The 24,211-nt window shown below is 77.0% G+C and carries 14 protein-coding genes; 11 read left to right on the top strand and 3 right to left on the bottom strand.

Annotation, left to right across the window (positions count from 1 at the left end):
• Positions 1-40: 40 nt before the first annotated feature.
• The 3 genes from ACLBYB_RS25470 to ACLBYB_RS25460 form a co-directional block, all read right to left on the bottom strand.
• Positions 41-184, bottom strand: coding sequence for a hypothetical protein (locus tag ACLBYB_RS25470; protein ID WP_020095101.1), 144 nt, complete (start codon positions 182-184; stop codon positions 41-43).
• Positions 185-289: 105 nt separating this feature from the next.
• Positions 290-502 carry a TOBE domain-containing protein gene (locus tag ACLBYB_RS25465; protein ID WP_020095100.1) on the bottom strand — a complete coding sequence of 71 codons (213 nt, stop codon included), beginning with the start codon at positions 500-502 and terminating at the stop codon, positions 290-292.
• Between the two features lie 129 nt (positions 503-631).
• Positions 632-913 carry a hypothetical protein gene (locus ACLBYB_RS25460; protein ID WP_020095099.1) on the bottom strand — a complete coding sequence of 94 codons (282 nt, stop codon included), beginning with the start codon at positions 911-913 and terminating at the stop codon, positions 632-634.
• 614 nt (positions 914-1,527) lie between these two features.
• Here ACLBYB_RS25460 and ACLBYB_RS25455 point away from each other — a divergent pair.
• The 11 genes from ACLBYB_RS25455 (at position 1,528) to ACLBYB_RS25405 (ending at position 24,181) form a co-directional block, all read left to right on the top strand.
• Positions 1,528-2,637, top strand: a complete 1,110-nt coding sequence (locus ACLBYB_RS25455) for an ATP-binding protein (protein WP_447700450.1) — start codon at positions 1,528-1,530, stop codon at positions 2,635-2,637.
• Entirely contained in the window at positions 2,634-4,946 is a 2,313-nt protein-coding gene (locus ACLBYB_RS25450; RefSeq protein ID WP_447700449.1) for a DUF5682 family protein, read from the top strand. The genes ACLBYB_RS25455 and ACLBYB_RS25450 overlap by 4 nt, the downstream gene beginning before the upstream one ends.
• Before the next feature lie 47 nt (positions 4,947-4,993).
• Positions 4,994-8,884 (top strand): DUF4132 domain-containing protein, encoded by a 3,891-nt coding sequence (locus tag ACLBYB_RS25445; protein ID WP_447700448.1) that lies wholly within the window; start codon positions 4,994-4,996, stop codon positions 8,882-8,884.
• A 14-nt stretch (positions 8,885-8,898) separates the two neighbouring features.
• A complete protein-coding gene (locus tag ACLBYB_RS25440; RefSeq protein ID WP_447700447.1) occupies positions 8,899-12,789 on the top strand; it encodes a DUF4132 domain-containing protein in 3,891 nt (1,296 codons plus the stop codon).
• The gene (locus ACLBYB_RS25435) at positions 12,786-13,916 is read left to right on the top strand and encodes a VWA domain-containing protein (RefSeq protein ID WP_447700446.1); all 1,131 of its coding nucleotides are present in this window, start codon (positions 12,786-12,788) and stop codon (positions 13,914-13,916) included. Before ACLBYB_RS25440 ends, ACLBYB_RS25435 begins: the two co-directional genes overlap by 4 nt.
• A 9-nt stretch (positions 13,917-13,925) precedes the next feature.
• Positions 13,926-15,911, top strand: coding sequence for an SWIM zinc finger family protein (locus tag ACLBYB_RS25430; protein WP_447700445.1), 1,986 nt, complete (start codon positions 13,926-13,928; stop codon positions 15,909-15,911).
• Between the two features lie 196 nt (positions 15,912-16,107).
• Positions 16,108-19,230 carry a hypothetical protein gene (locus ACLBYB_RS25425; protein WP_447700444.1) on the top strand — a complete coding sequence of 1,041 codons (3,123 nt, stop codon included), beginning with the start codon at positions 16,108-16,110 and terminating at the stop codon, positions 19,228-19,230.
• Positions 19,227-20,891, top strand: coding sequence for an SWIM zinc finger family protein (locus ACLBYB_RS25420; RefSeq protein WP_447700443.1), 1,665 nt, complete (start codon positions 19,227-19,229; stop codon positions 20,889-20,891). The genes ACLBYB_RS25425 and ACLBYB_RS25420 overlap by 4 nt, the downstream gene beginning before the upstream one ends.
• 310 nt (positions 20,892-21,201) lie before the next feature.
• Positions 21,202-23,049 (top strand): reverse transcriptase family protein, encoded by a 1,848-nt coding sequence (locus ACLBYB_RS25415; protein WP_447700442.1) that lies wholly within the window; start codon positions 21,202-21,204, stop codon positions 23,047-23,049.
• Complete coding sequence (locus ACLBYB_RS25410) at positions 23,046-23,786, top strand: hypothetical protein (RefSeq protein ID WP_447700441.1); 741 nt, start codon at positions 23,046-23,048, stop codon at positions 23,784-23,786. The genes ACLBYB_RS25415 and ACLBYB_RS25410 overlap by 4 nt, the downstream gene beginning before the upstream one ends.
• On the top strand, positions 23,783-24,181 hold the full coding sequence (locus ACLBYB_RS25405; protein ID WP_447700440.1) for a hypothetical protein: 399 nt from the start codon (positions 23,783-23,785) through the stop codon (positions 24,179-24,181). Before ACLBYB_RS25410 ends, ACLBYB_RS25405 begins: the two co-directional genes overlap by 4 nt.
• Positions 24,182-24,211: the final 30 nt, after the last annotated feature.

Raw genomic sequence — 24,211 nt, 5'->3', positions numbered from 1 at the left:
CCCGAGCCGCGGCCGCGCCCGTCGCCGGGCGGGACGGTCGTCAGGCGGGGAGGATGTGCAGCATCCCGCCGACCATGCCGAGGGCGCCGATGCCGATCAGCCCAACGGCGATGTAGAGCCGCATCCGGCTCTCGTCGGCGGCCGACGGCGGCTGGGGGTCTTCGGGCAGGTCGAACCAATCCATCGGGTGAGCGCAGCCGGTCGGGTGGGCGGGAGGCGCCGCCCTAGGCCGGCCGGATGACGACGGGATGACAACGGGATGACGGCGGTATGCCGGCCGCGCAGGCCGCTACGGCTTCACCAGCAGCACGTTCACCGCCTTGGCGAGCACGTGGACGGTGTCGCCTTCCTTGAGGCCCAGCTCCTCCAGCGAGTCGACCGTCATGACCGAGGCCATGCGGTAGGCGGTGCCGACCAGTTCCACCTCGACCTGGGCCATCACGTCCCCGCGCTTGATCGCCGTCACCGTGGCGGGGATGTCGTTGCGCGCGCCGTGTTTCATGGGAGCTTCCGGGTTGCGCGGCCCGTCCGGCCGCCGTCCAGGCCTATCGCGGCCGGGGCCTCGGCATCAATCACGACGCCGGGTCCCCGGCCTGGAGACCGCCGGGCAGCGGCCCCGGGCAGGGCAAGATCAGCGACGGCCGGAGGCTCCGGCCGAGCCGCCATCGCTGCCGCCGGGCTGGAATCCGGCCGCGTTCGGCGGCCCCTTCATCCGGCCGTCCTGCTTCGGCATCTCCGAGCCCGGAGATCCGGTCGTCGTGCCCGTCGTCTCGCCTTTGCCCGTCGCGCCCTGGCCCGTGTAGCCGGCCGCGTTGGGCGAACCCTGCATGCGGGTCCCGGTATTCTCCGCGGCCGTGGCGGCCGCGCCTGTCGCCAGGAGGCCGGCGACGGTCAGGCTGATCAGCGTCTTCATGTGCGAATCCTCAAGCGCTTCCCCAGGCCGCCTCTCCGGACGTACCGGGGCAACGCGGCCGGACGGATCCCGTTCACGCCGCCGCGACCGGACCGGCGCGGGCGCCGGGGTTGCGGGACAATACTTGCTGCGATGCGATATTTCTGCATCGAAGACGGGGCGCGAGCCCGTTCCGCGAGGCAATGTATTGATTTATGTACGGAGTTGAGCCGCCGCGCACAATTGCAATCCGCGGCAGAATCTGTTTGAATATTCGGACGCGTTGCATTCCATCGTGGTGACTGAATTCGCTTGCGGCCTATCGGGCTCCGCGAGGAGGTCGAACATGTACGCTTTGGCCAAGACCAGAGAGAGAACCGACTGGGAGCTGGTCGTCGTCTTCGGCAGCTGGATCGTCTTCGAGATCGCGATCCTGATGCTGTGCTTGGTGTCGATGTAGGCTTTCTTCGGGACTACGCCCGATCCGCCGCGCCCCGGGCGGTGCCGGATCCCCGGCCGGGTAGCCGATGCTTGGAGATGCGCGGAGACGCTTGAGAAACCCGCGCGTGCCGGGGCATGCTCTGCCGATCGCAGGAGTCGCCGACAGGGTCGGCGCGACGGCAGGGGACGGGTGCATGGCGAAGGCGGTGCGGGCGGGCGGTGATCGCGAGGCGCGTCAGAGACCCCCGGCCGAGGACGCCCACGCCGCGGAACTCGCGCGCCTGCGCGCCGAGGATCCGGCGCCGCGGCCGCCCGGCTGGCAGCTCTCGCTCCAGGCCGTCCGGCGCTTCATCTGCGGCGACGGCGCGACCCCCGCCAAGGTGGTCTGCGCCCCGGCGCTCGTGGAGCGGGCCATGGTCACCCTCGCGACCTCCCGCGCCCTCCTGCTGATCGGCGAGCCCGGGACTGCCAAGAGCCTGCTCTCGGAACTCCTCGCGGCGGCGATCAGCGGGCGCTCGACCCTGACGATCCAGGGCGGCGCGTCGCTGACCGAGGACCAGATCCGCTACGGCTGGAACTACGCGCTGCTCGTCGCCGAGGGGCCGAGCCCCCGCGCCCTGGTGCCGGGCGCCCTCCATACCGGCCTCAGCGAGGGGCGGATCGTCCGCTTCGAGGAGCTGACCCGCTGCCCGCTGGAGGTGCAGGACAGCCTGCTCTCGGTCCTGTCCGACCGGGTGCTCGCGGTGCCCGAACTCACCGGCGCGGACGGGATGGTCTACGCCCGGGAGGGGTTCAACCTGATCGCCACGGCCAATACCCGCGACCGGGGCGTCAACGAGATGTCGGCGGCCCTCAAGCGCCGGTTCGGCTTCGAGACCGTCTTCCCGATCGCCGATCTCGACGCCGAGCTCGCCCTGGTGCAGCGCGAGGCCACCGCCCTATTGGCCCGCTCCGGCGTGCCCCGCGCCCCGGATCCGGAGGTGCTCGAACTCCTCGTGACCTGCTTCCGGGAGCTGCGCGAGGCCGTGGACACCGAGGGCACCGGCATGGAGCGGCTCTCGTCCGTGATGAGCACCGCGGAGGCGGTCAGCGTCGCCCACGCCATCGGCGTGAAGGGCCATTTCCTGCGCGGCGATGCCGGCCGGCCGGAGGACATCGTCGCCTGCCTCGCCGGCACCGCCGCCAAGGACGACGCCGAGGACCTCGCCCGCCTGCGCCGCTACCTCGACCAGCGCGTCAGCCGCCGCTCCGGCGCGGCGTGGCGGGAGTTCTACGCGGCGCGGCACCTCCTCACCCCGCAATGAACCCCGCAACGAGCGGTCCCGCGCCGGATCCCGGCCGCCTGACCGTCATCGGCGTGCGCCACCATTCCCCGGCCTGCGCCGGGCTCGTCCGGCGCACGATCGCGGCGCTGCGGCCGGCCTGCGTGCTGATCGAGGGGCCGGTCGACTTCAACCCGCACCTGCCCGACCTCGCCCTCGGCCACGACCTGCCGGTGGCGATCTTCTCGTTCCGGGCCGACGCGGCGGGCAGCGCCGCCTCCTACACGCCGTTCTGCGCCTTCTCGCCGGAATGGCAGGCCCTGGAGGCGGGCCGGGCGGTCGGTGCCGAGACGCTGTTCTGCGACCTGCCGGCCTGGGATCCGGCCTTCGGGCGCCGCGCCAACCGCTACGCCGACCCGCACGGGGCGCGCGCCGAGGCGGCCGAGCGGGCGCTGGCCGCCGCCCTCGGCGTCGCCGACCAGGACGCCCTCTGGGACGTCCTCGCCGAGGCGGCGCCCGAGGCGGAGCTGCCGGCCCGGCTCGACCGCTACTTCGCCCTGCTGCGCCCGCCCGGCACGGACGATCCCGCCGAGGAGGCCCGCGAGCGCTTCATGGGCGCCTACGCGGCCCATGCCCTGCGGGTGGCCGGCGGCCGGCCGGTCGTCCTCGTCTGCGGCGGCTGGCACGCGGACGCCGTCCGGCGCCACGCCGCGCGGGCGGACGGGACCCGGCCCGAGCCGGCGCCGCCGGAGCCGGACCTGCGCACCGGCAGCTACGTGGTGCCCTACGCCTATCCCCGGCTCGACCGGTTCTCGGGCTACGCGGCCGGCATGCCGGCGCCGGGCTACTACGAGCGCGTGGCCGAGTCGGGCCTCGCCCCCGCGGCCGACTGGGCGATGACGGCGATCACCGCGGCCCTGCGCGAGGCCGGGCAGGTCGTCTCCACCGCCGACCGCGTCGCCTGGCGGGTCCACGCCGAGGCCCTTGCCCGGCTGCGCGCCCATCCCGCGATCCTGCGCGCCGACCTGATCGACGCGGCCCTCGCGGCCCTGGTGAAGGACGCCCTCGACCGCCCGCCCGCCTGGGCGGCCGGCCGCGCCGCGCCCGGCCACCCGGCGCTCGCCGCGATGCTGCGGGCGCTCACCGGCCCGCGCGAGGGACGCCTCGCCCCCGGCACCCGGCAGCCGCCCCTCGTGGCCGACGTCGCCGAGCGCCTGCGCGCCGCCGACCTGGAGCCGGGGCCGGCCAGCCGCGGCGTCGACCTCGACTGGGCCGAGCCCGGTGACCGGGCGCGGGCGCACCTGCTCCACCGGCTGGTTCTGCTCGGGTTGCCGGGGATCGCCCGCGAGGGCCCGGACCGCGCCGGGCCCGGCCTGCCGCGGGAGCGCTTCACACTCGTGCGCCACCCGCACTGGCTCGGCGCCCTGATCGAGGCCTCGCTCTGGGGCGGGACCCTGGAGATGGCCGCCTCCGCCCGGATCACCGCCCGGGTCGAGGCGGCGCCCGATTCCCTCGAAATCCTCGCCGGGGCCCTGTCCGACGCGCTGTTCGCCGGCCTCACCCTGGAGGGCGAACTGCTCGCCCGCCTGAGCGCGGGCATCGCGGCGGCGCACGACGCTGCCGCCCTGGGCGCCGCCGGGGCCGGGATCGTGCGGCTGTACCGGTTCGGCGACGCCTTCGCGCCGGCGCGGCCGGCCCTGGCCCGCCTCTGCGCCGTCCTGGCGGCCCGGGCGCTCTTCGTCGTCGAGGCCGTCCGGGACCCCCGCGCGGGGCTCGGCGCGGTCCCGCTGGTCCTCGCCTGCCGCGACCTGTTCCGCGAGGTCGGCGCGGAGATCCCGGGCCTCGACGACCTGCGCGCCCCGTTCTCCGCCATGCTCGGCCGCCGCCTCGCCGATCCGGAGACGCCGCCGGCCCTCGCGGGGGCGGCGCTCGGCTTCCGGGTCGCCTGCGGCGCGGCCGGATCGGACCCGGAGGCCGCCCTGGCCTGGCTGCGCCGCTTCGGCCTGCCCGCGACGCTCGGCGACTTCCTCGCCGGCCTGTTCGCCCTCGCCCGCGAGGAGATCGCCGCCGACGCGACCCTCGCCTCCGTCGAGGGTCTGGTGGCCGCCTGGGGCGACGACGACTTCCTGCGCGCGCTGCCGTCCCTGCGGATGGCCTTCGCGTGGTTCCCGCCCCGGGAGCGCGAGCGCATCGCCGTCGCGATCCTGCGCCGGAGCGGCCTCGGCGAGGCCCGGGCCGAGGTCGAGGCCCTGGCCTGGATGCGCCAGCGCGCCCGCCCGGCCGATCAGGCCGAGGCCCTGGCCCGCGAGGCGCGGGTCGCCGCGCGGCTCGCCCGCCACGGGTTGACCTGAGCCGCGACAAGGAAAATTTTACCGCCGCGCCACGGGGAGAGGACTGCATGCAGCGTTACGAGCTGACGGCGGGAACATCCGCGAAGTTCTGGGAGGCCGGAGCCGAGGACAGCGTTCTCATCGTGAGATTCGGCCGGATCGGCACGCAGGGGCAGTCCAAGACGAAGAGCTTTCCGAGCGCGCAGGCGGCCCAGGCCGAACTCGACCGGCTGGTGCGGGAGAAGACCGGCAAGGGCTATCGCCCGGCGGGTGAGGCCGCGCCGGCCGGACCAGATCCGGCCTCCGGAGCGGGCGCCGCGGCGACGGGCAACGCCGCCGCATCCCCGGCGGCCGAAGCTCAGGTCGCCGAGGCCCGGTTCGCCGAGACCGGGACCGCCGGGACGTCGCCCGCCCCCGCCGCCGGCGCGGAGGCGCGCCGCGTCCCGATCTTCACCGGTACGCCCCTGCCCACCCGCAGCCGGCCCGGCGCGCCCCTCGACGCCGCCGCCGACTGGGCCGCCTTCGCGGCGCGGATCCGCCCGCTGCTGGCGGCCGCCCCGGACGAGGCGCGCGCGCCGGCCGAGGCCCTCGCCGCCCGGCTCGACGGCGCGCCGCCGGCCCTCGACCCGGACGAGGTCCGCGCCTGGCTGGAGCAACTCGAGGCGGCCTGCCCGGCGCTGAGCCAGCGCCCCTGGGGCGCCAAGCCCGGACCGCAGGGGCCGGCGGCCCGGGCGGCGTTCACGCATCTCGCCCGCTGGCTCGTGGCCCGCTCCGGCACCGGGGGGACGCTCGTGGCCCTGCTCGACCGGCTGCGGCCCCGTCCCTCCGGCCGCTACGGCTCGCTCCCGGTCTCGGCCTGGGACATCCCCACCACCTTGGGTCTCCGGGCGGCCCTGGTCGCCGCCCCCGAGGCGGCGTACGCGGAGGCCCTGGACGCGGCCCTCCGGCTCGCCGCTTCGGACCCGGAGCCCACCCTCACCCGCTGGCTCGCGGTGATCTTCGCGGACGACCGGCCCGGCGCCGACCACGCCCTCTCCGCCCGCGCGGTGCTGGCGCGCTGCGACCCGCCCGATCCCAAGGCCTACGGCAATTCCCACGTCGCCCTGCCGCTGATCGTCGACCTGCCGCCCGCGCAGGCCGCGCCCTGGTACGCCGCGCCGTATCACCGGGCGACGCTGGCGACCTGCGATGTCGGGGCCGAGGAGGCCGCCGCGACGGTGATCGCCGTCGCCGACGCGGCCGGCGAGCCGGCCACCCCCGGCCTCGTCTGGCTCCTGGAGGGGGCGGTCGGCCCCGAGCGCACGATCGTCGCCCGGGCCCTGCTGGAGACCCGCGCCGCCGACGCCCTCGACGCGCTCCTGCCCTTCGTGGGCACCAAGCTGGTCCGCGACGCCCTCGACGCCGCCGACGCGGCCTTCCCCGACTGGATGCTGCGGGCCTATCTGCGCGCGCTCCAGGGCAAGGGGGAGCCCGCCTACGGCCCCAGGGCCGTGACCCTCGCCGCGCGCCACGGGCACGAGACCGCCCGCGCCTGGGCGGCGGCCGAGGGCGGCCGGGGCGCGGGGCGCCTGGACCGGCTACTCGCCGCCGGAAGCGCGCCGCAGGCGGCGCCGGAGGCTCTGCCCCCGGTGCTCCGGGACCCGCCCTGGCGGCGGCGCGGGACCGCGCGCGCCCGGTCGGAACGGGCGGTGGCGCCGATCCCGACGCCCTTCGCGCACGGCTTCGACCCCGACGAGGCCCTCGACCGCAGCACCTTCTACTTCGAGGCTGGGACGCTGGTGGAGTCCATGACGGACCTCGCGGCGCGGATCCGCGCCACCGAGGCGGAGGCCCTCTACGACATGCCGATCCCGCCGCCGGCCGAGCCCGTGCCCGCCGCCGACGCGGATCCGGCCACCGCCCTGGCCTGGCTCGACCGACGGCTCGACCTGGACCGCGACGCGTTCACCGGCTTCTTCTACTTCAACTACGGGCCCTGGTTCCGGATGGTCGGGTGGCAGCCCGAGCCCCTGGCGCTGATGCTGTGGGAGAAGACCGGGCCGCAGCGCGCCCACTACGTCGCGTGGCGGCGCACCATCGCGGTGATGCTGTCGCGCTTCGGCGCGCGGGCCGTGCCCGGCCTCGTCCGCCTCGTCGCGGCGGACCCGGCGCTGCTCCTGCCGGAGGTCGAGCCGGTGGACGCCGCCGACCTCGCCCCGGTCGCCGCCCGGGCCTTCCACCGCACCCGCAAGCTGCGGCCGGCCGCGGCCGCGTGGCTGCGCGCCCATCCCGGCACCGCCGCGCTGCGGCTCCTGCCCGAGACCCTCGGGGCCGCCGGCCCGGACCGCGATGCGGCCGACGCGGCCCTGCGCTTCCTCTCCGCCGAACCCGCGGGGCGCGCCGCCCTCGACGCCGCCGTCGCGGCCTACGCGGAGCGGGATCCCGGCGTGCCCGGGGCGGTGGCCGCCGGCGTCGACAGCGACCCGCTGGAGCAGGTGCCGTCCAAGCCGCCGAAGCTCCCCGACTGGGTGGTCCCCGCCGCCCTGCCCCGCCCGGTCCTGCGGAGCGGCGGCGCCCTGCCCGACGCCGCCGTCACCGCCCTGTGCGAGATGCTCGCCTTCTCCGACCCGCTCGCGCCCTACGCGGGCGCCGCGCAGGTCCGCGCCGCCTGCACGCCGGAGAGCCTCGACGCCTTCGCGGTCGCGCTGTTCCAGTCCTGGATCGCCGCCGGCGCCAAGGCGACGGGAGAGTGGGCGATGCAGGCGCTCGCCCTGATCGGGGGCGACCACGCCGCCCGCGACCTCACCCGGCAGATCCGCGCCTGGGGGCAGGCCGGCCTCAAGCCGCGCGGCAAGGCCGGCATCGCTGTGCTCGCCGGGATCGGCACCGACGTGGCGCTGATGAACCTCAGCGCCATCGCCGAGAAGAGCCCGCTGCTGCAACTGCGCGAGGCCGCCCGCGCCGCCATCGTCGACGCCGCCGAGGCCCGCGGCCTCGACGAGGTCGACCTCGCCGACCGGCTCTCCCCCGATCTCGGCCTCGACGCGCGCGGCGGGCTGGACCTGTCCTTCGGGGAGCGCCGGTTCCGGGTCGGCTTCGACGAGACCCTGAAGCCCGTCCTGCGCGACGCCGAGGGCCGGCGGCTCGCCGCCCTGCCCCGCCCGACCAAGGCGGACGATCCCGAATCCGCCAAGGCGGCGTCCCGGCACTGGGCGGCCCTGCGCAAGGACGCGGAGGCGGCGGCCGGCCTGCAGATCACCCGGCTCGAGGCCATGCTGGCGTCCCAGCGCCGCGTCGCCCCCGGGGTGTTCTGGCCGTTCTTCGCCGCCCACCCGCTGATCCGCCACCTCGCCGGGCGGCTCGTCTGGGGCCTCTACCCGGACGCCGCGCCCGCGACGCCGCCGGGGCACGTCTTCCGCCTCGCGGAGGATCTCTCGCCGACCGACGCCGCGGACGACGCCCTCGCCCTCGACGTCGCGGCGGCCGAGGGCGTGGTCGGCCTCGTCCACCCCCTGCACCTCGACCCGGAGGAACGGACCGCCTGGAGCGGCCTGTTCGCCGATTACGAGATCGCCCAGCCGTTCCCGCAGATCGCCCGCGAGACCTTCGCGTTCACCGAGGCCGAGCGGGGCGCCGCCGAGATCCACCGCTTCGACGGGGTCCGGGTGGGCGGCCGCCGCCTGCGGGGGTTGCGGCCCCAGGGCTGGTCGACCGACACGGGGAGCGAGCACGTCCATGCGGTGCAGCGTCCGGTCGCGCTGCCCGACGGCACCCGCCTCGTCGCGGTCCTGCGCTTCGAGGACGGGTTCTGGCACCGGCCCGGCCCGGAGGGCGACGGGATCCAGACGCTGCGGACCCTGACCCTGTCGGAGACCGGCTGGCGCGCCGCGGCGACCCACCGGTTCGGCGACCTCGACCCGGTGACCGCGAGCGAGGTCCTGCGGACGCCGAGCCTGCTCGCCGCCGCCGGCGACGCGTGAGAGGGAGACAGGCCATGGAACGCTACGAGCTGGTCGAGGGCAGCGCGGCCAAGTTCTGGGAGGTCGGCGTCTCCGGCCCGACGCTCACCGTCCGCTTCGGGCGCCTCGGCACCCAGGGCCAGAGCAAGGACAAGACCTGCGCCGATGCGGCCGCGGCCGTGAAGGAGAAGGACAAGCTCGTCCGCGAGAAGACCGCCAAGGGCTACGTCCGCGCCGACGGCGCGGCTCTCGCCCCGGCGCCGGCCGCGGCCCCCACCCCGGCACCGACCGCCGCCGCCACCTCGAAGCCGGCCCCTGCGCAGGCGTCCGGGCCGGCCGGCGAGACGGTTGTCGAGCCAGCCGCGGAGCGAGCCGCGGAGCCGGCCGCCGCCCCGCCGCCGGCCGAGGCCCCGCCGGAGCACGTCCCGCCCCCCGCCCCGGCCGCGGTCTTCGCGGCGGTGCCGCTGCCGACCCGCCTGCGCCCCGGTCCGCGCCCGGACGCGGCGGAGGCCTGGCGGGCGATCGCGGCGCCGCTGGCGGCCGCGCTCGGCGATGCCGAGGCCGCGCGCCTCGCCGGAGCGCCGCCGGACCGGGACGGCCTCGCCGCCTGGCTGGACGCGATCGTCGACGCCGCGGAGGCGCGCCGACAGGGGAATCCGTCCCGGGCCGCCACCGGCGACGCCGTCCTTCGAGGGGCACTGGAGGCGGTCCTGCGCTACGCCGTGGCCGAGGGCGGGACGGAGACCGTCGCCCGGCTGGCCGATCGCCGCCGCCCGACCCCGAAGACGCCGCGCGCCTACCAGCGCCTGTCCTGGGCCGAGCCGCTCCACCTCGCCCTGCGGGCCGCCCTCGTGCACGCCCCGGAGGCCGATTACGACGCCGCGGTCGCGCTCCTGAACGCCCGGATCGCCGAGGACCACGACTGGCCGGCGGCCTGCGCCTTCGCGTTCATCCTGGCCGACGACCGGGCCGCCCCGCACCCGCTCCAGCCCGTCGCGGTGGTCGAGGCCGCCGCGTCGGCGGGGATCGACGTCGCGGCCGACACGGCCTACCTGCCGCTGCTGGCCGACGCGCCGCCGGAAGCGGTCGCGCGCTGGCGCGCCAAGCGCAGCTACCACCTCTACTTCGTCTACTGCGCCCTCGACGCGGCCGAGGCGGCCGCGACCCTGCTGGCGGTGGCCCGCGCCGCCGGGCAGCCGGCCCTGCCGGCCCTCGACTGGCTGCTGCACTACGCCCTTGACGAGCAGCGTCGCACGGTCGCCCTGGCGATCCTGTCGACGGGCGAGGCCGGGGCGCTCCCGGCCCTGCTGCCCCACCTCCACGAGAAGCCCGTCGCGGCCGCCCTCGACGCGGCGCTGGAGGCGGACCCCGCCGCGATCCTGCCCCGCTGCCTCGCGGCCCTCGCGGGCGGCCGGTCCGAGCCCGCCCTGCGCGCCCGGGTCAACCGGGCGCTCGACACCCACGGGCTCGACCGGGTCCGCGGCTGGCTCGCGGCGTCGGGCGGGCGCGGGGCCGGCATCCTCGACGCCCTGGCGGAAGCCCGCGCGGTGCCCCTCGCGGAGCCCGCCGCCTGGCCGCGGGTGCTGCGCGACCCGCCCTGGCGGGCCAAGGCCCGGACCCGGGACGACCTCGTCCTCGCCCTCGCGCCGCTGCCGACGCCGTTCGCGCACGCGGTGCCGGAGGTCGCCCCGAGCTACTGGCGGGCGCGGAACGCCGTGACCCTCGACGGCCCGGAGGCGCTGTCGGCCTTCGTGGCGGCCACCGAGCTTTCCCATCCGACGCAGGGCTGGAGCCGGATCCCGCCCCCGCTCTCCGAGCCGCCGCGCGACGATCCGCCGGCCCTGATCGCCTGGGTCGCCGGCCGCGTCGCCCAGATCGACGAGGCCTGCCATTACTGGGCGAACTCGCCCTATCGCCAGCTGGTCGGCAGCCTGGAGCGGCAGCCCGAGCCCCTGGCGCTCGCCCTCTGGGCCCAGTCGCGCGTCGTCGCGGGATGCTTCCACGTCTCGCAGTGGCCGGAGATCGTGTGGGCGATGCTGTCGCGGTTCGGCGAGCGGGCGATGCCGGGCCTCGTCGGGCTGGTCGAGGCCGATCCGGTCGGGCTCCTGCCGGCGGTCCTGGCGGTGGACGATGGCCGCCTCGCCGCACCCGCCGCCCGCGCCCTCACGAAGCTCAAGAAGGCCCGCGAGCCGGCCCTGGCCTGGCTGCGCCGCTATCCCGAGACCGCCCTCACCCGCCTCTTGCCCGACGCCGTGGGCCGGCCCGGGGCGCTGCGCGACGCCGGCGAGCACGCCCTGCGCGTGCTGGCGCAGGACCGGGCGGACGGCCGCGCCATCATCGCTTCCGTGGTCGCGCGCTACGCGGACCAGGCACCGGACGTGACCGAGGCGGTCGCGCAGGTGCTCGACCGCGATCCCCTCGCCCGCGTCCCCGCCAAGGTCGGCAAGCCGCCCGCCTGGGTCGTGCCGTCCATGCTGACCCGGCCGCGTCTGCGGGACGGGACCGCCCTGCCGGACGCGGCGATCCTGACTCTCTGCGAGATGCTGTCCTTCACCAACCCGGACGCCGTCTACGCCGGCGTGCCGATGGTCCGCGAGGCCTGTACCGAGGCGAGCCTCGCGGCCTTCGCGTGGGACCTGTTCTCCGCCTGGATCGCCGCCGGGACGCCCTCCAAGGACGGGTGGGCCCTGCGCGCGCTGGGCTGGTTCGGCACCGACGCCACCGCCCGCGACCTGACCCGCCTGATCCGCCGCTGGCCCGGCGAGGCCGCCCACGCCCGCGCGGTCACCGGACTCGACGTGCTGGTCGACATCGGCACCGACGTCGCGCTGATGAACCTCAACGGCATCGCCGAGAAGCTGAAGTTCAAGGGGCTCCAGGAGAAGGCCCGGCAGAAGATCGCCCAGCTCGCCGAGGCCCGCGGCCTCACCCCCGAGGAGCTGGCCGACCGGCTCGCCCCCGACCTCGACCTCGACGAGCGCGGCGGCCTCGACCTCGATTTCGGCCCCCGCGGGTTCCGGGTCGGGTTCGACGAGACCCTCAAGCCCTGGGTCCGGGACGCCGCCGGCCAGAGGCTGAAGGATCTGCCCAAGCCCGCCAAGGCCGACGAGGCCGGCAAGGCCGCGGCGGCGGTGGCCCGCTGGGGCGCCCTGAGAAAGGACGCGCGGGCCGTGGCGAGCCTGCAGGTGGCCCGCCTGGAGGCGATGCTCGCCGGCGCCCGCCGGGTCCAGCCGACGGTGTTCGCCCCCTGCTTCGCCGCGCACCCGCTCGTGCGCCACCTCGCCCAGCGCCTCGTCTGGGCCACCTTCGCGGATGCCGACCCGCGGACCGGTCCAGGCCTGACCTTCCGGGTGGCCGAGGACCTGACCTTCACGGATGCCGACGACGCGCCGCTCGACCTCGACCTGACCGGGGCGGCCCCGGGCCTGATCGGCCTCGTCCATCCCCTGCAGCTCGATGCCGGGGCGCTGGCGGCCTGGGGGGCGCTGTTCGGCGACTACGAGATCGTCCAGCCCTTCCCGCAGCTCGCCCGCGAGACCTACGCCTTCACGGAGGCCGAGGCCGCCGCATCGACCACGAGCCGCTTCGCCGGGACCGTCGTGGAGGCCAACCGCCTGCGCGGCATGGCCGCCCGGGGCTGGCCCCTCGGAGCGCCCCAGGATGCCGGGGTGGTGTGGTGGATCGAGCGCGCCGTGACCTTCCCGGGCGGCGCAGCCGGCCAGGCGTCGCTGACCTTCTCGGAGGGCCTGTTCACCGGCGCGGTGGAGTTCGAGGACCGGGAGCAGACCCTCGGCGACCTGACCCTCGGCTCGCCCTGGAGCAGCCGGTCGGATCCGGGCCAGCGCGCCTTCGGCGAGCTCGCGCCGGTGACGGCGAGCGAGCTCCTGCGCGGGCCGAGCCTCCTCGCCGGGACGCGGCTGCGGTGAGCCTCGACCCGGTCACGCGCTGGCGACTCATCCTGGGCGAGGCGGCGGATTCCGCCTGCGCGGGGGCCGGTTGCGCCCTCTCGGGCGATGCGGCCGGCATGGATCAGGCGCTCGACTGGCTCTACGGCCGCGACGCCGAGGGCGCGGCGCGGGGGGAGCGCCGCCAGGGCGGGCGCGAGGGCTCGACCCTGACGGTGCCGGGCTGGATCAACGCGGTCCACACGCTCTTCCCCCGCGAGACGATCGAGCGGCTGGAGCGCGACGCGATCGAGCTCTACGCCATCGACGACGTGGTCACGAACCCCGAGGTGCTGTCCCGGGTCGAGCCGAACGAGACGCTGCTGAAGGCGGTCCTGCGCACCAAGCACCTGATGGCGCCCGACGTGCTGGTGATGGCCCGCAGGCTCGTGCAGGAGGTGGTGCGGCAGCTGATGGAGCGGCTGGCGCGGGACCTCGCGGTGGCGTTCTCGGGGGTGCTCGACCGGCGGCGCCACACCCGCCTGCCCGGCGCCCGCGACCTCGACCTGAACCGGACGATCCGCGACAACCTGCGCCACTACGATCCCGAGAGCCGGCGGATCACCGTCGAGCGGCTGCACTTCTTCGCCCGGAACCGGCGCCAGATGCGGCCCTGGCAGGTGATCCTGCTCGTCGACCAGAGCGGGTCGATGCTCGATTCGGTGATCCACGCCTCGGTGATGGCCGCCTGCCTGTGGAAGCTCCCCGGCATCCGCACCCACTTGGTCGCCTTCGACACGGCGGTGGTGGACCTGACCCGCGACTGCGACGACGCCTGCGAGATGCTCATGAAGGTCCAGCTCGGCGGCGGCACCGATATCGGGGGCGCCGTGCGCTACGCGGCCGGCCTGATCACCGCGCCGGAGCGGGCGATCGTGGTCCTGGTCTCCGACTTCTACGAGGGCGCGAGCGAGGCCGCCCTGGTCGAGCAGGTGCGGGCGCTCTCCGGCCAGCGGACCCGCGTGCTGGGCCTCGCGGCCCTCGATTCGGAGGCGCGGCCCGCCTACGACCGGGCGATGGCCCAGCGGCTCGTAGCGGCCGGCGCCGAGATCGGCGCGATGACGCCCGGCGAGCTCGCCGGCTGGCTCGCCGCCGCGATCCGGGCCTGAGCGGCGCCGATGGCCCGCCCCGACCTCCGCGCCCTCACGGATGACGGCCTGATCCAGCTCGCCAATGCCGGGCTGGTGAAGCGGGCGCTGCGCGAGGTGGCCGCCGGCCAGGGGCCGGACCTCGCGGAGGCCGGGGACGGCACCGTCGAGGCGCGCTTCGCCGACGGCACGGTCACGCGGCTCGGCCCCGGCCGGCCTCCCGGCGAGGCCAGCTGCACCTGCCCGGCGAGCGGGATGTGCCGGCACCGGGTCGCCCTCGTCGTCGCCTACCGGGCCGCCCCGGTCGCGGACGGGCCGGCCGACGGGACCGGCGATGGGGCCGGCGATGGAGATCCCGAGGGTGCGGCGGTGCCGGCCGCGGCGCCGGTCGCCTGGGATCCCGGCACCCTCGACGGCGCGGCCTTCGAGGCGGGGCTCGGCGGCGCGGCGGCGGCGGAGCTGCGGCGCCTCCTGGCGGGTGGGATCACGGTCGGGCTGGAGCGGGGCGCCGTCCCGGCCGCGCGGCTCCCGACCGCGACCGTGCGCTTCCTCGTGCCCGACGCTGTCGGCTACGCCCGCTGCGACTGCGCGGCCGGGGGCGGCTGCGCCCACGTCGCCCTGGCGATCCGCGCCTTCCGGGAGGCCGCGGGCGCCCCCGAGATCCGCCTCGGCGGCGCGGCCCCGGCCGGAGCGGAGGCGAAGCCGGCGGAGACGGACCTCGCGGAGGCCGCCGACCGGGTGGTCGCCGGCCTGCTGGAGGCCGGGGTCGTGTCCGGGCCGGAGGCGCACGGCGCGGCCCTCGTCCGGCTCCGGCGGGCGGCCGAGAGGCGGGGCGCCACGCAGCTCCTGCTGGCGGAGGCGGATCTCGACGGGCAGGTCGCGGCCTATGCCGGGCGCCACGCCGCCTACGACGCGGCCGTCGTCCTGGCGCTCGCCACGGAGCTCCTCGGCCGCGTCCGGGGCGGGGAGGCCGCCCTCGGCCTCGGCCAGCCCTACGAGACCGCCATGGGCAAGACCCGCCTCATCTCCCTGGGTGCCCGGCTCCTCGCCCGCGGGCGCGGCGCCACCGCCCGGGTGGCGCTGGCCGACACCGATACCGGCGCGCTCCTGGCGCTGGAGCGCGCGTTCGCGCCGGGCGAAGCCGAGGCGGATATCGCGGCCGGCCTGCCCGGGCGCCTCCTGAGCCCGGGTCTGTCCGTCTCGGGCACCGGCCAGGGCCAGATCCTGACCAGCGTCGCGCGGCGCCGGGCCGACGGGCTCCTCGCCCTCGGCCAGGGCGCGCGGGGCCGCACGGCGCTGCTGCCGCGGGACGCCCTGGTGGCCCTGCCGGCCCCCCTGGCGGCGCGGGACGTCCCGTCGATCCTGCGCCGCCTCGCCGACCGACCGCCCGTCTTCCTGCGCCCGCGCGACCGGCTGGAGGCCTTCCACGTCTTCCCCGTCGAGGCGGTCCTGGGACAGGCCTGGGCGCCCGGCGCCCAGACGTGGCAGGCCGCCGTCGCGCTGCCGGGGGCGGGCGACACGCTGCATCTCGCCCGCGCCTACGACCCCGCCGCGCCGCACGCCCTAAACGCCCTCGCGGGCGCCTGCGCGGGGCGCTGGGGACCCGTGCGGCAGGTCGCCGGCCCGGTGCGGATCGCGGACGGCACCCTGGTCTGCGATCCCTGGTCGGTGTCGGTCGACCGGCTCGTCGTGCCCGACCTCGCCGTCCCCGACGGCGCCGGCCACCCGATCCCGCCGGCGCCGGACCTGGGGCCGGCCACGCTCCTCGACGAGGCGGCCGCGCTCCTGGCGAACGCCCTCCATGCGGGGCGGCGGGCCTTCGCGGCCAGCGCCCGCGCCGGCGGCGCCGACTTGGTCGCACGCCTCGCCGCGGCGGGGCACCCGGCCACCGCCGCGCGGCTCTCCGCCTTCCTCTCCGCCACCCTGGCGGCCCCGGGCGCGCAGTCCGAGCCCTTCGCCCGGGCCGCCCTCTGGGTCGCCGCCATGCGCGACGATCCCGGGCCGGAAGAGGCCTGATGAGGCCCGATCACGGAATCGTGCGCGCGCGGTTGCCCCCTCGGTCCCGCTGGGGCAGGTTGCCGCGGCTTCGGGCGCCGCGATTCGCCGGCCGGCCCGTCCCGGTCGTTTCGCGAGGAGCCCGGATGCGAGGACCCGTCGACCGTCGCGCGCGCGCGACGCATTCCTGCCCGGCCGCGCGGGCCGGCGCGGTGGCATGAGGGTCATCCGCGCGGCGCGCCTCCACCTGCGGGACGCCACCTCCGACAAGGTCTACGACGTCGACCTGATCGAGAACGAGGCCCTCGGGACGCCCGAGCGCTACTTCGTCAACACGCGCTACGGCCGGCGCGGCGCGACCCTGCGCGAGGGCTCCAAGACGCCCCAGCCCGTGACCGCCGAGGCGGCCGCCCGGGTGTTCGACAGCGTGGTCGTCTCCAAGATCAACGGTGGCTACCGGCGGGTCGACGGCCCGGAGACCGCCGCACCCGAGGCGACGCCCGACGGGCGCGATGGCGTGCTGCAGGCGCGGCTCTCCGCCTGCCTGCGCGAGAGCTGGGCCGAGCGTGACCGCGACCGCCTGCTCTGGCGCATCGGCGAGCTGCGGCTGGCCGCGACCGCCCCAGACCTGATCGCCCTGGCGCGGGGCCTCGGCCCGGCGCGGGCGAGCTACGCCCTGGTCTGGGCGCTCGCCCGGGCGGCGGGCGCACAGGCCGGTCCGGCGCTCGCGGCGATCGCCGCCGACGCGCCCGGGAGCGTGGTCCGCGACCTCGCCCGCTTCGCGCTCGCCGCCCCGCTCACCGGGCCCTACCGGCCGCCGGAGGCCGAGCCGGACCTGCCCGGCATGGTCGCCCGGCCGGCCGAGGCGGGCGACGTCGACGGGCTGTGCGGGGCGCTGGACGGCCTCGCCCGGCACGATCCGGGCCGGGTCGGGCCGGCCCTGGTGGCGCTCGGCCGCCGGGCGCAGGCGGCGCCCGGCCTGCACGCGACGCTCTGCGCCGCCCTGCTCCGGCTGCCGGCGCGGCCGCCCTACCTGATCGGCCTGCGGCGCCTCTTCAAGCACGCCGAGATGGCCGACGATGCCGCCCTGTTCGGCGCCACCGCCCAGCGCTTCGAGACCGCGCAGGCGATGTATCAGGCCGGCCGGAGCCACGCCTACGTCCCCGACCTCCGGCGCTACGTCGCGGTGGACGCGGCGCGCCAGGGGCCGGAGGCGCGACTCGGCCTGTCCACCGCCACCCGCGCCTACATGAAGCGGCGGATCTGGCGCGCCCTGCGCAAGCGCGGCGCCGTCGGGGACCCGGCCTTCGCGGCGCTGGCGGCGGGCTTCCTGCTGGCGCTCGGGCCGGAGGATCTCGATCCCCCGACCCGCTGGACCGCCTGGGGGCGGCAGCCGGACGGGACCTGGGGCCGGCAGGCGCGGGCGCGGGGACCGCTCGGCCGCAACTGGACGGCGAGCCATCTCCTGTACCGCCACGCCCCGGAGGCCCGGCCGCGGACGGGTTCGCTGACTTTCCTGGAGACCGGCGCCGTCGATCCCGACCGGCGCGACGAGGCCTTCCCCGACCTCTGGAGCGCCCGCCCGGACCTGGCGCTCCGCCTCGCCGCGGAGGGGCGGATCGAGCCGGTGGCGCGGCTGGGCCTGCGGGTGCTGCGCGCGGACCCGCGGGCCTGCGCGGCCCTGACGGCCAGCGAGATCGGGCGCCTGCTGGCCGCCCCGCACGACGCCGTGCGGACCTTCGCGTTCCGGACCGCCCAGGCGCGTCTCGCCGCCGGGATCGCCGAGCCTGCCGAACTCGCCGCCCTGGTGGCGGCGCTGCTCGCGAGCCCGGAGCCGGAGGCGCGGGCGCTGGCCCTGCGGCGCCTCGAGGCGGAGGCGCCGATCGTCTGGTCGGATCCCGACCTCGCCGCCGCGCTGCTCACGAGCCCGGAGCCGGACGTCCAGGCGGCCCTCCCCGGCCTCGCCGGGGCGCGGGCGCTGCCCACCGGGCTCGCGGCGCCCCTGGTGGCGCGGCTGGTGGCGTGGCTGCGGGCGATGCCGCCGGAGCCCGACGCGGCCGCGACGGCCGCGATCCGGGGCCTGCGCGCCGCCCTGCCCTTCCTGTGGCCGGACCGCGACCTGCCGGTCACGTCCGAGACCGCCGCCGCCCTGATCGCCCACCCATCCGCCGCGGTCCGGTCCGCCGGCCTCGCCCTCCTGGCGCAGTCCGAGGCCGGGGCCGCCGGCCTGCCGCCGGAGAGCTGGGACGCGCTGATCGGCGCGGAATCCGAGGACATCCGGATCGCCGCCCTCGTCCTGCTGGCCCGCCTCGACGACGCGCGGCTCGGGCCCTACGCGGACCGGATCGTCGCCTTCGCCAGCGGGCCCGACAGCGCCGTCCGGCGGGCCGCCCGGCCCCTGGTGGTGCGCCTCGCGGCGGCGGATCCGGGCCTGGCTCCCCGCCTCGCCCGGGAGCTGATCGGCAGCCTGTTCCGCGCGGCGCCCGACGACGCCTACGCCGCCGACACCGTGGCCCTGCTGCGCGAGGCCCTGCCTGGGGAATGCGCCGCCCTCGACGACGGCACCCTGTGGCGCCTGCTGCAGGCGCGCGCGGACGGCGCCCGCCGCCTCGGCGCCGCCCTCCTGCCCGACCGGCGCGCCGAGGCCCTCAGCGTCCGCCAGATCGCCCGCCTCGGCGGCCACCCCTACCGATCGGTGCGCGACTGGGCGATGGCGGCCTTCGCGGCCGACCCGGCCCGGTTCCAGGCCGCGGCGGCCGAGGCCGTCCTCTTGGTCGAGAGCGACTGGCCCGACACCCTCGCCTTCGCCCGCGGCCTGTTCGACGCGTGGCCGGAGACCGCCTGGACGCCCGAGGCGCTCGCCGTCGTCACCGACAGCGTCAAGCCGGAGGTCCTGGCCCTCGCCCGCCACCTCCTGCGCAGCCGGCTCCGGCCCGAGGACGCGGAGGCGCAGGTCCTGCGCCTCCTGGAACACCCCGCCCCGTCGATGCACCTCCTGCTCACCGAGTTGCTCACCGAGCAGGCCGTGGCGAGCGAGGCGGCCTTCGCGCGGCTGATCCCCCTCGCCCGCATCGTGATGCTGCAGGTGCTGCGCGGCCGGGTCGCCAAGGACCGGATGGCCGCCTTCCTCCGGGCCGAGGCCCTGCGCAGCCGCGCCCGCGCCGAGGCGCTGCTGCCGCTCTTCGCCGACCTGACCCTGAGTGGCACGGCCCGGGACCGCAGCGCCGCGATCCTGGCCCTGCGCGACGTCGCCGACGCGCATCCCGATCTCGCCGTGCCCCTCGTCCGGCGCCCGCCGGAGGCGCGGGGACCCGTCTCCGTCTCGGAAGAGGCCCGATGAACTTCGTCCATCGCTACCTCGGCGAGAGCCGGGCCGTCTCGGACGCGGACGCGACCCGGCTCGGCTTCGTCCCCGACACCCTGCGCGAGCCGACCTACTTCGCCGGGACGGTGGCGCGGCACCTGCCGTTCCGGGAGGCGATCTCCGCCCTGCACCACGTCGTCGTGTCGGACCTGCGCTTCAAGCCGAAGGACCGCACCGCCTACTTCGCGTGGCTCCAGGCCCACGAGCAGGAGCTCCTGGCCGAGGCCCTCGCCGAGAAGGACAGCCTGCGCGCCGAGATCGAGGCGCTGCGCGCCGAGTCCCGGGACATCGCGGCCCGCTCCGACGCGGTGATGCGGTCGTTCTACGACGCGCGGAAGCGGTACTTCGACTATCTCTACCGGGAGAACCTCGACGCCTGGATCGTGCTCGACCCGGTCATCACGGTCCATCCGGACGAGATCTTCTTCGAGGCGTTCAGCCTCGACGAATCGAGCTACGGGCGCCTGTCCTGCGACCACGACACGTTCGCGCGCATCGGCGACATGGCCTGCGGCACGACCAACATCGACTACAGCCACGCCCTCTACGACGAGTTCCAGAAGATCCGCAGCTACCGCGACACCGAGCTGGCGATCGACCCGACCGGCTTCGCGGTCCAGACCTCCGGCGAGGCCGCCTACCGCGAGGACAAGATCGACCTGCCCGATTCCTGGATGCGGGGCTTCCTGCAGGTGTCGAGCGCCATGGCGCAGCCCGCCCACGTGGTGGACCTGCACCCAGTCGACATGCACGCGATCCTGACCCGCCTCGCCGCGCGCCGGGAGCGCCACGGCCCGCGCTCCCTGCGGTTCCTGCTCGAGCCCGGCCGGCCGGTCAGCGTGCTGATCGAGCCCTGGAACGAGCGGCTGACCTTCCGGCGCTCGATCTACCGCGGGGGCGAGACGGCGGAGATCCGCCTGTGGGGCCGGCGGCGCCTCGCGATCCTGGCCCGGACCCTGCCGCTCGCCCGGTCGGTGCGGCTGCACCTCCTCGGCACCGGTCTGCCGAGCTTCGCGGTGGTGGATTTCGGCGGCCTGCGCTTCACCCTCGGCCTGTCGGGCTGGACCGCCAACGACTGGTCCCGGGCCGGGCAGTTCGACCTGCTCGCGCCCCGGGCCGACGTCGACGCCGACACCGCCGCCCGGGTCTTCGCGGCGCTCCGGCGCCACCACGCCGCCGACACCGGGCAACTCGCCGCCGAGACCGGCCTCGACCGGTCGACCGTGGAGGCGGCGCTCGGCGGCTACGTGCAGGCGGGCCGCGCCATGTTCGACCTCGACAAGCGGGTCTACCGCCTGCGGGAGCTGACCCGGGAGCCGCTGGCGCCGGGCGCCCTGCGCTTCGCCTCCGAGCAGGAGGCCAAGGCCGACCGGTTCCTGGCGGCCGGACTGGTCACCCTCGGGCCCGTCGAGCAGGCCGGCGACAGGCGGCGCCTGAGCGGGACCGTGCTGGACGACGGCCGGAGCCTGAGGCCCGCGGTGGAGCTCGATTCCGACGACCGCATGGTCGGCGGCAGCTGCCAGTGCGGTTTCTACACCCACAACCGGATGACCCGGGGCCCCTGCGAGCACATGCTGGCCGTGCGCCGCCTCGTCCACGCCCAGGTCGAGGGCAAGCCGGTGCGGTGGCAGGCGTGAGACGGACCCGATTGATGCGGCCGCGCGCCTGGCCTATCCTCCCCGCGACGGGGGGCGTCGGCCGGGGCGGACCTTGCATTTCGGGCGGCGATTCGCCGTCCCTGCACCCTGCCCGGCAAAGCGTCACTGGCCCGCTCTTCACTGGGCCGGCACTGACCACCGGTGCGCGTTCGCGGTTTGGGTTCGCTGAACCCAAACGCGCACCGGTGGTCGTGCCGGCGTCGAGTGGACCGGGCCAGTCCCGAGACTTGACGAAGGCATCCCGGCCGACGTCCCCCGTCACGCCTCCTGCCTGCGCCGGAGGCCGCCGATGAGCCAGCAGCCCGGCAGCCTGACCCGCCAGCAGCTCTACGACCGGATCCGCGAGAGCTCGAAGGACGAGGTCATCCTCGAGGAGATGATCCGGCTCGGCTTCTGGCCGGACGGGGAAGCGCAGCCCAACCCGCCGGACGACCTGATCCGCCGCCGCGGCGAGATCGCCCGCGCCCTCGCCGACCTGCACCGGCGGGAGGCGGCGTGGCGCGACCCGGAGGCCGCCCTCAAGGAGATGCATCGCCGCCGCAAGACGGCGGCGCTGGAGCGGCGGCGCGAGACGCGGCTGCGTAACGCCCGCGACCGCCACGCCCGGGCGCAGGCGTGGCACGCGCGCCGGGAGGCGGAGATCCTCCATCTCGGCGACGGCGTCTCGGCCGGCCTCGCGCACGCGGACGCTCCGGGGCGGGGGCCCGCCCCCGGTCTCCCGCCCCTGGCGAGCCCGAAGGCGCTGGCCGAGGCCATGGGGATCGGCCTCGGCGAGCTGCGCTTCCTCGCCTACGACCGGGCGCTCAGCGCGGTGAGCCATTACCGGCGCTTCACCATCCCCAAGAAGGCCGGCGGCCTGCGCCGCATCTCGGCGCCGATGCCGCGCCTGAAGCGGGCGCAGTACTGGATCCTCGACGCGCTCCTCGCCCACGTCCCCGTGCACGCGGCGGCCCACGGCTTCGTGCCCGGCCGCTCGATCGTCACCAACGCCGCCGCCCATGTCGGGCGGGACGTCGTGGTCAATCTCGACCTCAAGGATTTCTTCCCGAGCCTCGACTACCGGCGGATCAAGGGGAAGTTCCGGGGCCTGGGCTACGCCGAGCCGGTGGCGACCGTGCTGGCGCTGCTCTGCACCGAGCCGGACGTGGACGCGGTCGAGATCGACGGCGCCCGCCTCTACGCCGCCCGGGGGCCCCGCCGGCTGCCGCAGGGCGCGCCGACGAGCCCCGCGCTCACCAACCTCGTCTGCACCCGGCTCGACGCCCGGCTCGCCGGCCTCGCCGGCAGCCTCGGTTTCACCTACACGCGCTACGCCGACGACCTGACCTTCTCGGCCTCCGGCGAGGCCGCCGGGAAGGTCGGCGCGCTGCTCAAATACGTCCACGCCATCGTTGCCGGGGAGGGCTTCACCGTCCATCCGGACAAGACCCGGGTGATGCGCCGCGGCCGGCACCAGGAGGTGACCGGGCTCACCGTCAACGAGCGGGTCGGCGTGCCCCGCGAGACCCTGCGCCGCTTCCGCGCCCTCCTGCACGGGCTCGAGCGGCACGGGCCGGCCGGGCGCCGCTGGGGCGCGGCCGGCGAGGCGGGCGTGCTCCGCGCCGCGGTCGGCTTCGCCCAGTTCGTCCGGATGGTCACGCCGGAGACCGGCGCACCGCTTGTCGCGCAGGCCCGCGCCCTCGCGGACCGCCATTCGGCCCCGGTGACGGCGCCCCGGCAGTCGGACTTCCGCGCCCGGTCCGCGCGGGGCGAGGTGCCCCTCGCCCGCTGGTGGGTGCCGGCCCCCCGCCCCGCGCCCGAGCCGGACCCGATCCTGGCCGAGGCCGAGGCGGCCGCCGCGCGGCAGGCGGAGGCGGCCGCGGCCAGGGCTGCGGCCGCGCCGGTACCGGGCCGCAGCGGCGTGCCGGCCTCCGGGCGACCGCGTCTCGGCGCGCCGGAACCGGCCGCCCGCGCGGAGGCCGCGCCGGACGCGGAGCCCGACGACGCCCCGATGAAGCCCTGGAAGGTCGTCCTGGGGATCTTCGTCCTGTTCCAGGCGGCCGCCCTGCTGCACCCGGCGCTCGGGCTGCTCGTCCTCGCGGTCGCCCTGCTCCTCGGCCTGCGACGCCTGCTGCGCCGCTGGCGACGGCGCCGATGAGCCCGGCCCGGAGCCTCCCGGCCGGGCACCTTTGGACCAGCCTCGCCGCGCTCTTCGCCCTGGCCCCGGTCCTCTCGCTCGGACCGGGGGCGTCCCGGGCCGACGAGGCGCCCGCCGCACCCGTCTTCAACAAGGCCGAGGCCGCGGAGATCGCGGCGCCGCTGCGGCAGGACCCGGCCTTGCTGCGCAGCTTCGGCACCTGCCCGGCCGACACCTTCGCGCGGGAGCGCCCGTTCTGGCGGTGGGCGTTCGCGCCCCGCCGGCCCACCGAGCGCCGCTGCGCCCGCGAGCCCGCTTCCTGCTACGCGCTCTGCACCCGGTGGTCGAACGCTCCGGCCTGCTTCGACCTCGCCCTCGCCCTGGAGCACCACTCCCTCGACGTCGCCGACATCCTCGACAAGGAGCGGCTCTACGCCCTCGCCTGCGCGGGCGGGTTCCCGGCGGGCTGCACCAACCGGGCGGCCGGGATCCGGAACGGCGGCTACGCGGAGGATCCCTTCCGCGCCGCGACGCGCGCCGACACGGATGCCTGCCTCGCCCGGAGCTTCCGTCTCGATTGCGACCGGCGCGGCGCCTGGGGCTGCGCCATGCTCGGCCAGGCCTATCGCCTCGGCGAGGGCGTCGCCGCCGAGGCGTCCCGGGCCCGGGCGGCGTTCGACATGGCCTGTGCGATCAACCCGGACTTCGCGGCCTGCACCTTCGCCAAACGGCAGCTGGCCGAGATGGGCGCGCCGTGAGCGCCGGCGACGCCGGACCGGCTTCCGACGCCCTGCGGGCCCTCTACGGGCGGGTCGACCCAATGCCCGAGGGGCCGCCGGCCCCGGGCCACGCGCGCGCCTCCCTATGCGTGGACGTGGGCGACGGGGACGACGTCGCCGCCGCCGAGCGCTGGATGCTGGCCCATGCCGGCCGGCTCACCCGCGTGCGCAGCACCGGCTGCGGCTGCTGCGTGATCGGCTGGGACATCGAGGGGCCGGCGGCGCTCGTCGCCACCCTGCCGGCGGCGCTCGGGGCAACCTCCGACTGGGCCGGCCCGGCCGCGGCCCCGCGGCGCGCGGCGAGCGCGCGGGGCCGGCGCCTCTGGGAGCCCGGGTGGGAGCGCTGGTGGGAGCGCTGGGTCCGCCGCCGCTGAGACGCGACCGACACGCGGCCCCGACGGGGA

Source organism: Methylobacterium sp. D54C, from assembly GCF_053345595.1.
This window is presented reverse-complemented; position numbering and strand designations above follow the sequence as displayed.

What these genes read in the sequence shown, in the direction of transcription:
- ACLBYB_RS25470 (WP_020095101.1), bottom strand. Translation starts at nt 184, where the DNA reads ATGGATTGGTTCGACCTGCCCGAAGACCCCCAGCCGCCGTCGGCCGCC.
- ACLBYB_RS25465 (WP_020095100.1), bottom strand. Translation starts at nt 502, where the DNA reads ATGAAACACGGCGCGCGCAACGACATCCCCGCCACGGTGACGGCGATC.
- ACLBYB_RS25460 (WP_020095099.1), bottom strand. Translation starts at nt 913, where the DNA reads ATGAAGACGCTGATCAGCCTGACCGTCGCCGGCCTCCTGGCGACAGGC.
- ACLBYB_RS25455 (WP_447700450.1), top strand. Translation starts at nt 1,528, where the DNA reads ATGGCGAAGGCGGTGCGGGCGGGCGGTGATCGCGAGGCGCGTCAGAGA.
- ACLBYB_RS25450 (WP_447700449.1), top strand. Translation starts at nt 2,634, where the DNA reads ATGAACCCCGCAACGAGCGGTCCCGCGCCGGATCCCGGCCGCCTGACC.
- ACLBYB_RS25445 (WP_447700448.1), top strand. Translation starts at nt 4,994, where the DNA reads ATGCAGCGTTACGAGCTGACGGCGGGAACATCCGCGAAGTTCTGGGAG.
- ACLBYB_RS25440 (WP_447700447.1), top strand. Translation starts at nt 8,899, where the DNA reads ATGGAACGCTACGAGCTGGTCGAGGGCAGCGCGGCCAAGTTCTGGGAG.
- ACLBYB_RS25430 (WP_447700445.1), top strand. Translation starts at nt 13,926, where the DNA reads ATGGCCCGCCCCGACCTCCGCGCCCTCACGGATGACGGCCTGATCCAG.
- ACLBYB_RS25425 (WP_447700444.1), top strand. Translation starts at nt 16,108, where the DNA reads ATGAGGGTCATCCGCGCGGCGCGCCTCCACCTGCGGGACGCCACCTCC.
- ACLBYB_RS25420 (WP_447700443.1), top strand. Translation starts at nt 19,227, where the DNA reads ATGAACTTCGTCCATCGCTACCTCGGCGAGAGCCGGGCCGTCTCGGAC.
- ACLBYB_RS25415 (WP_447700442.1), top strand. Translation starts at nt 21,202, where the DNA reads ATGAGCCAGCAGCCCGGCAGCCTGACCCGCCAGCAGCTCTACGACCGG.
- ACLBYB_RS25410 (WP_447700441.1), top strand. Translation starts at nt 23,046, where the DNA reads ATGAGCCCGGCCCGGAGCCTCCCGGCCGGGCACCTTTGGACCAGCCTC.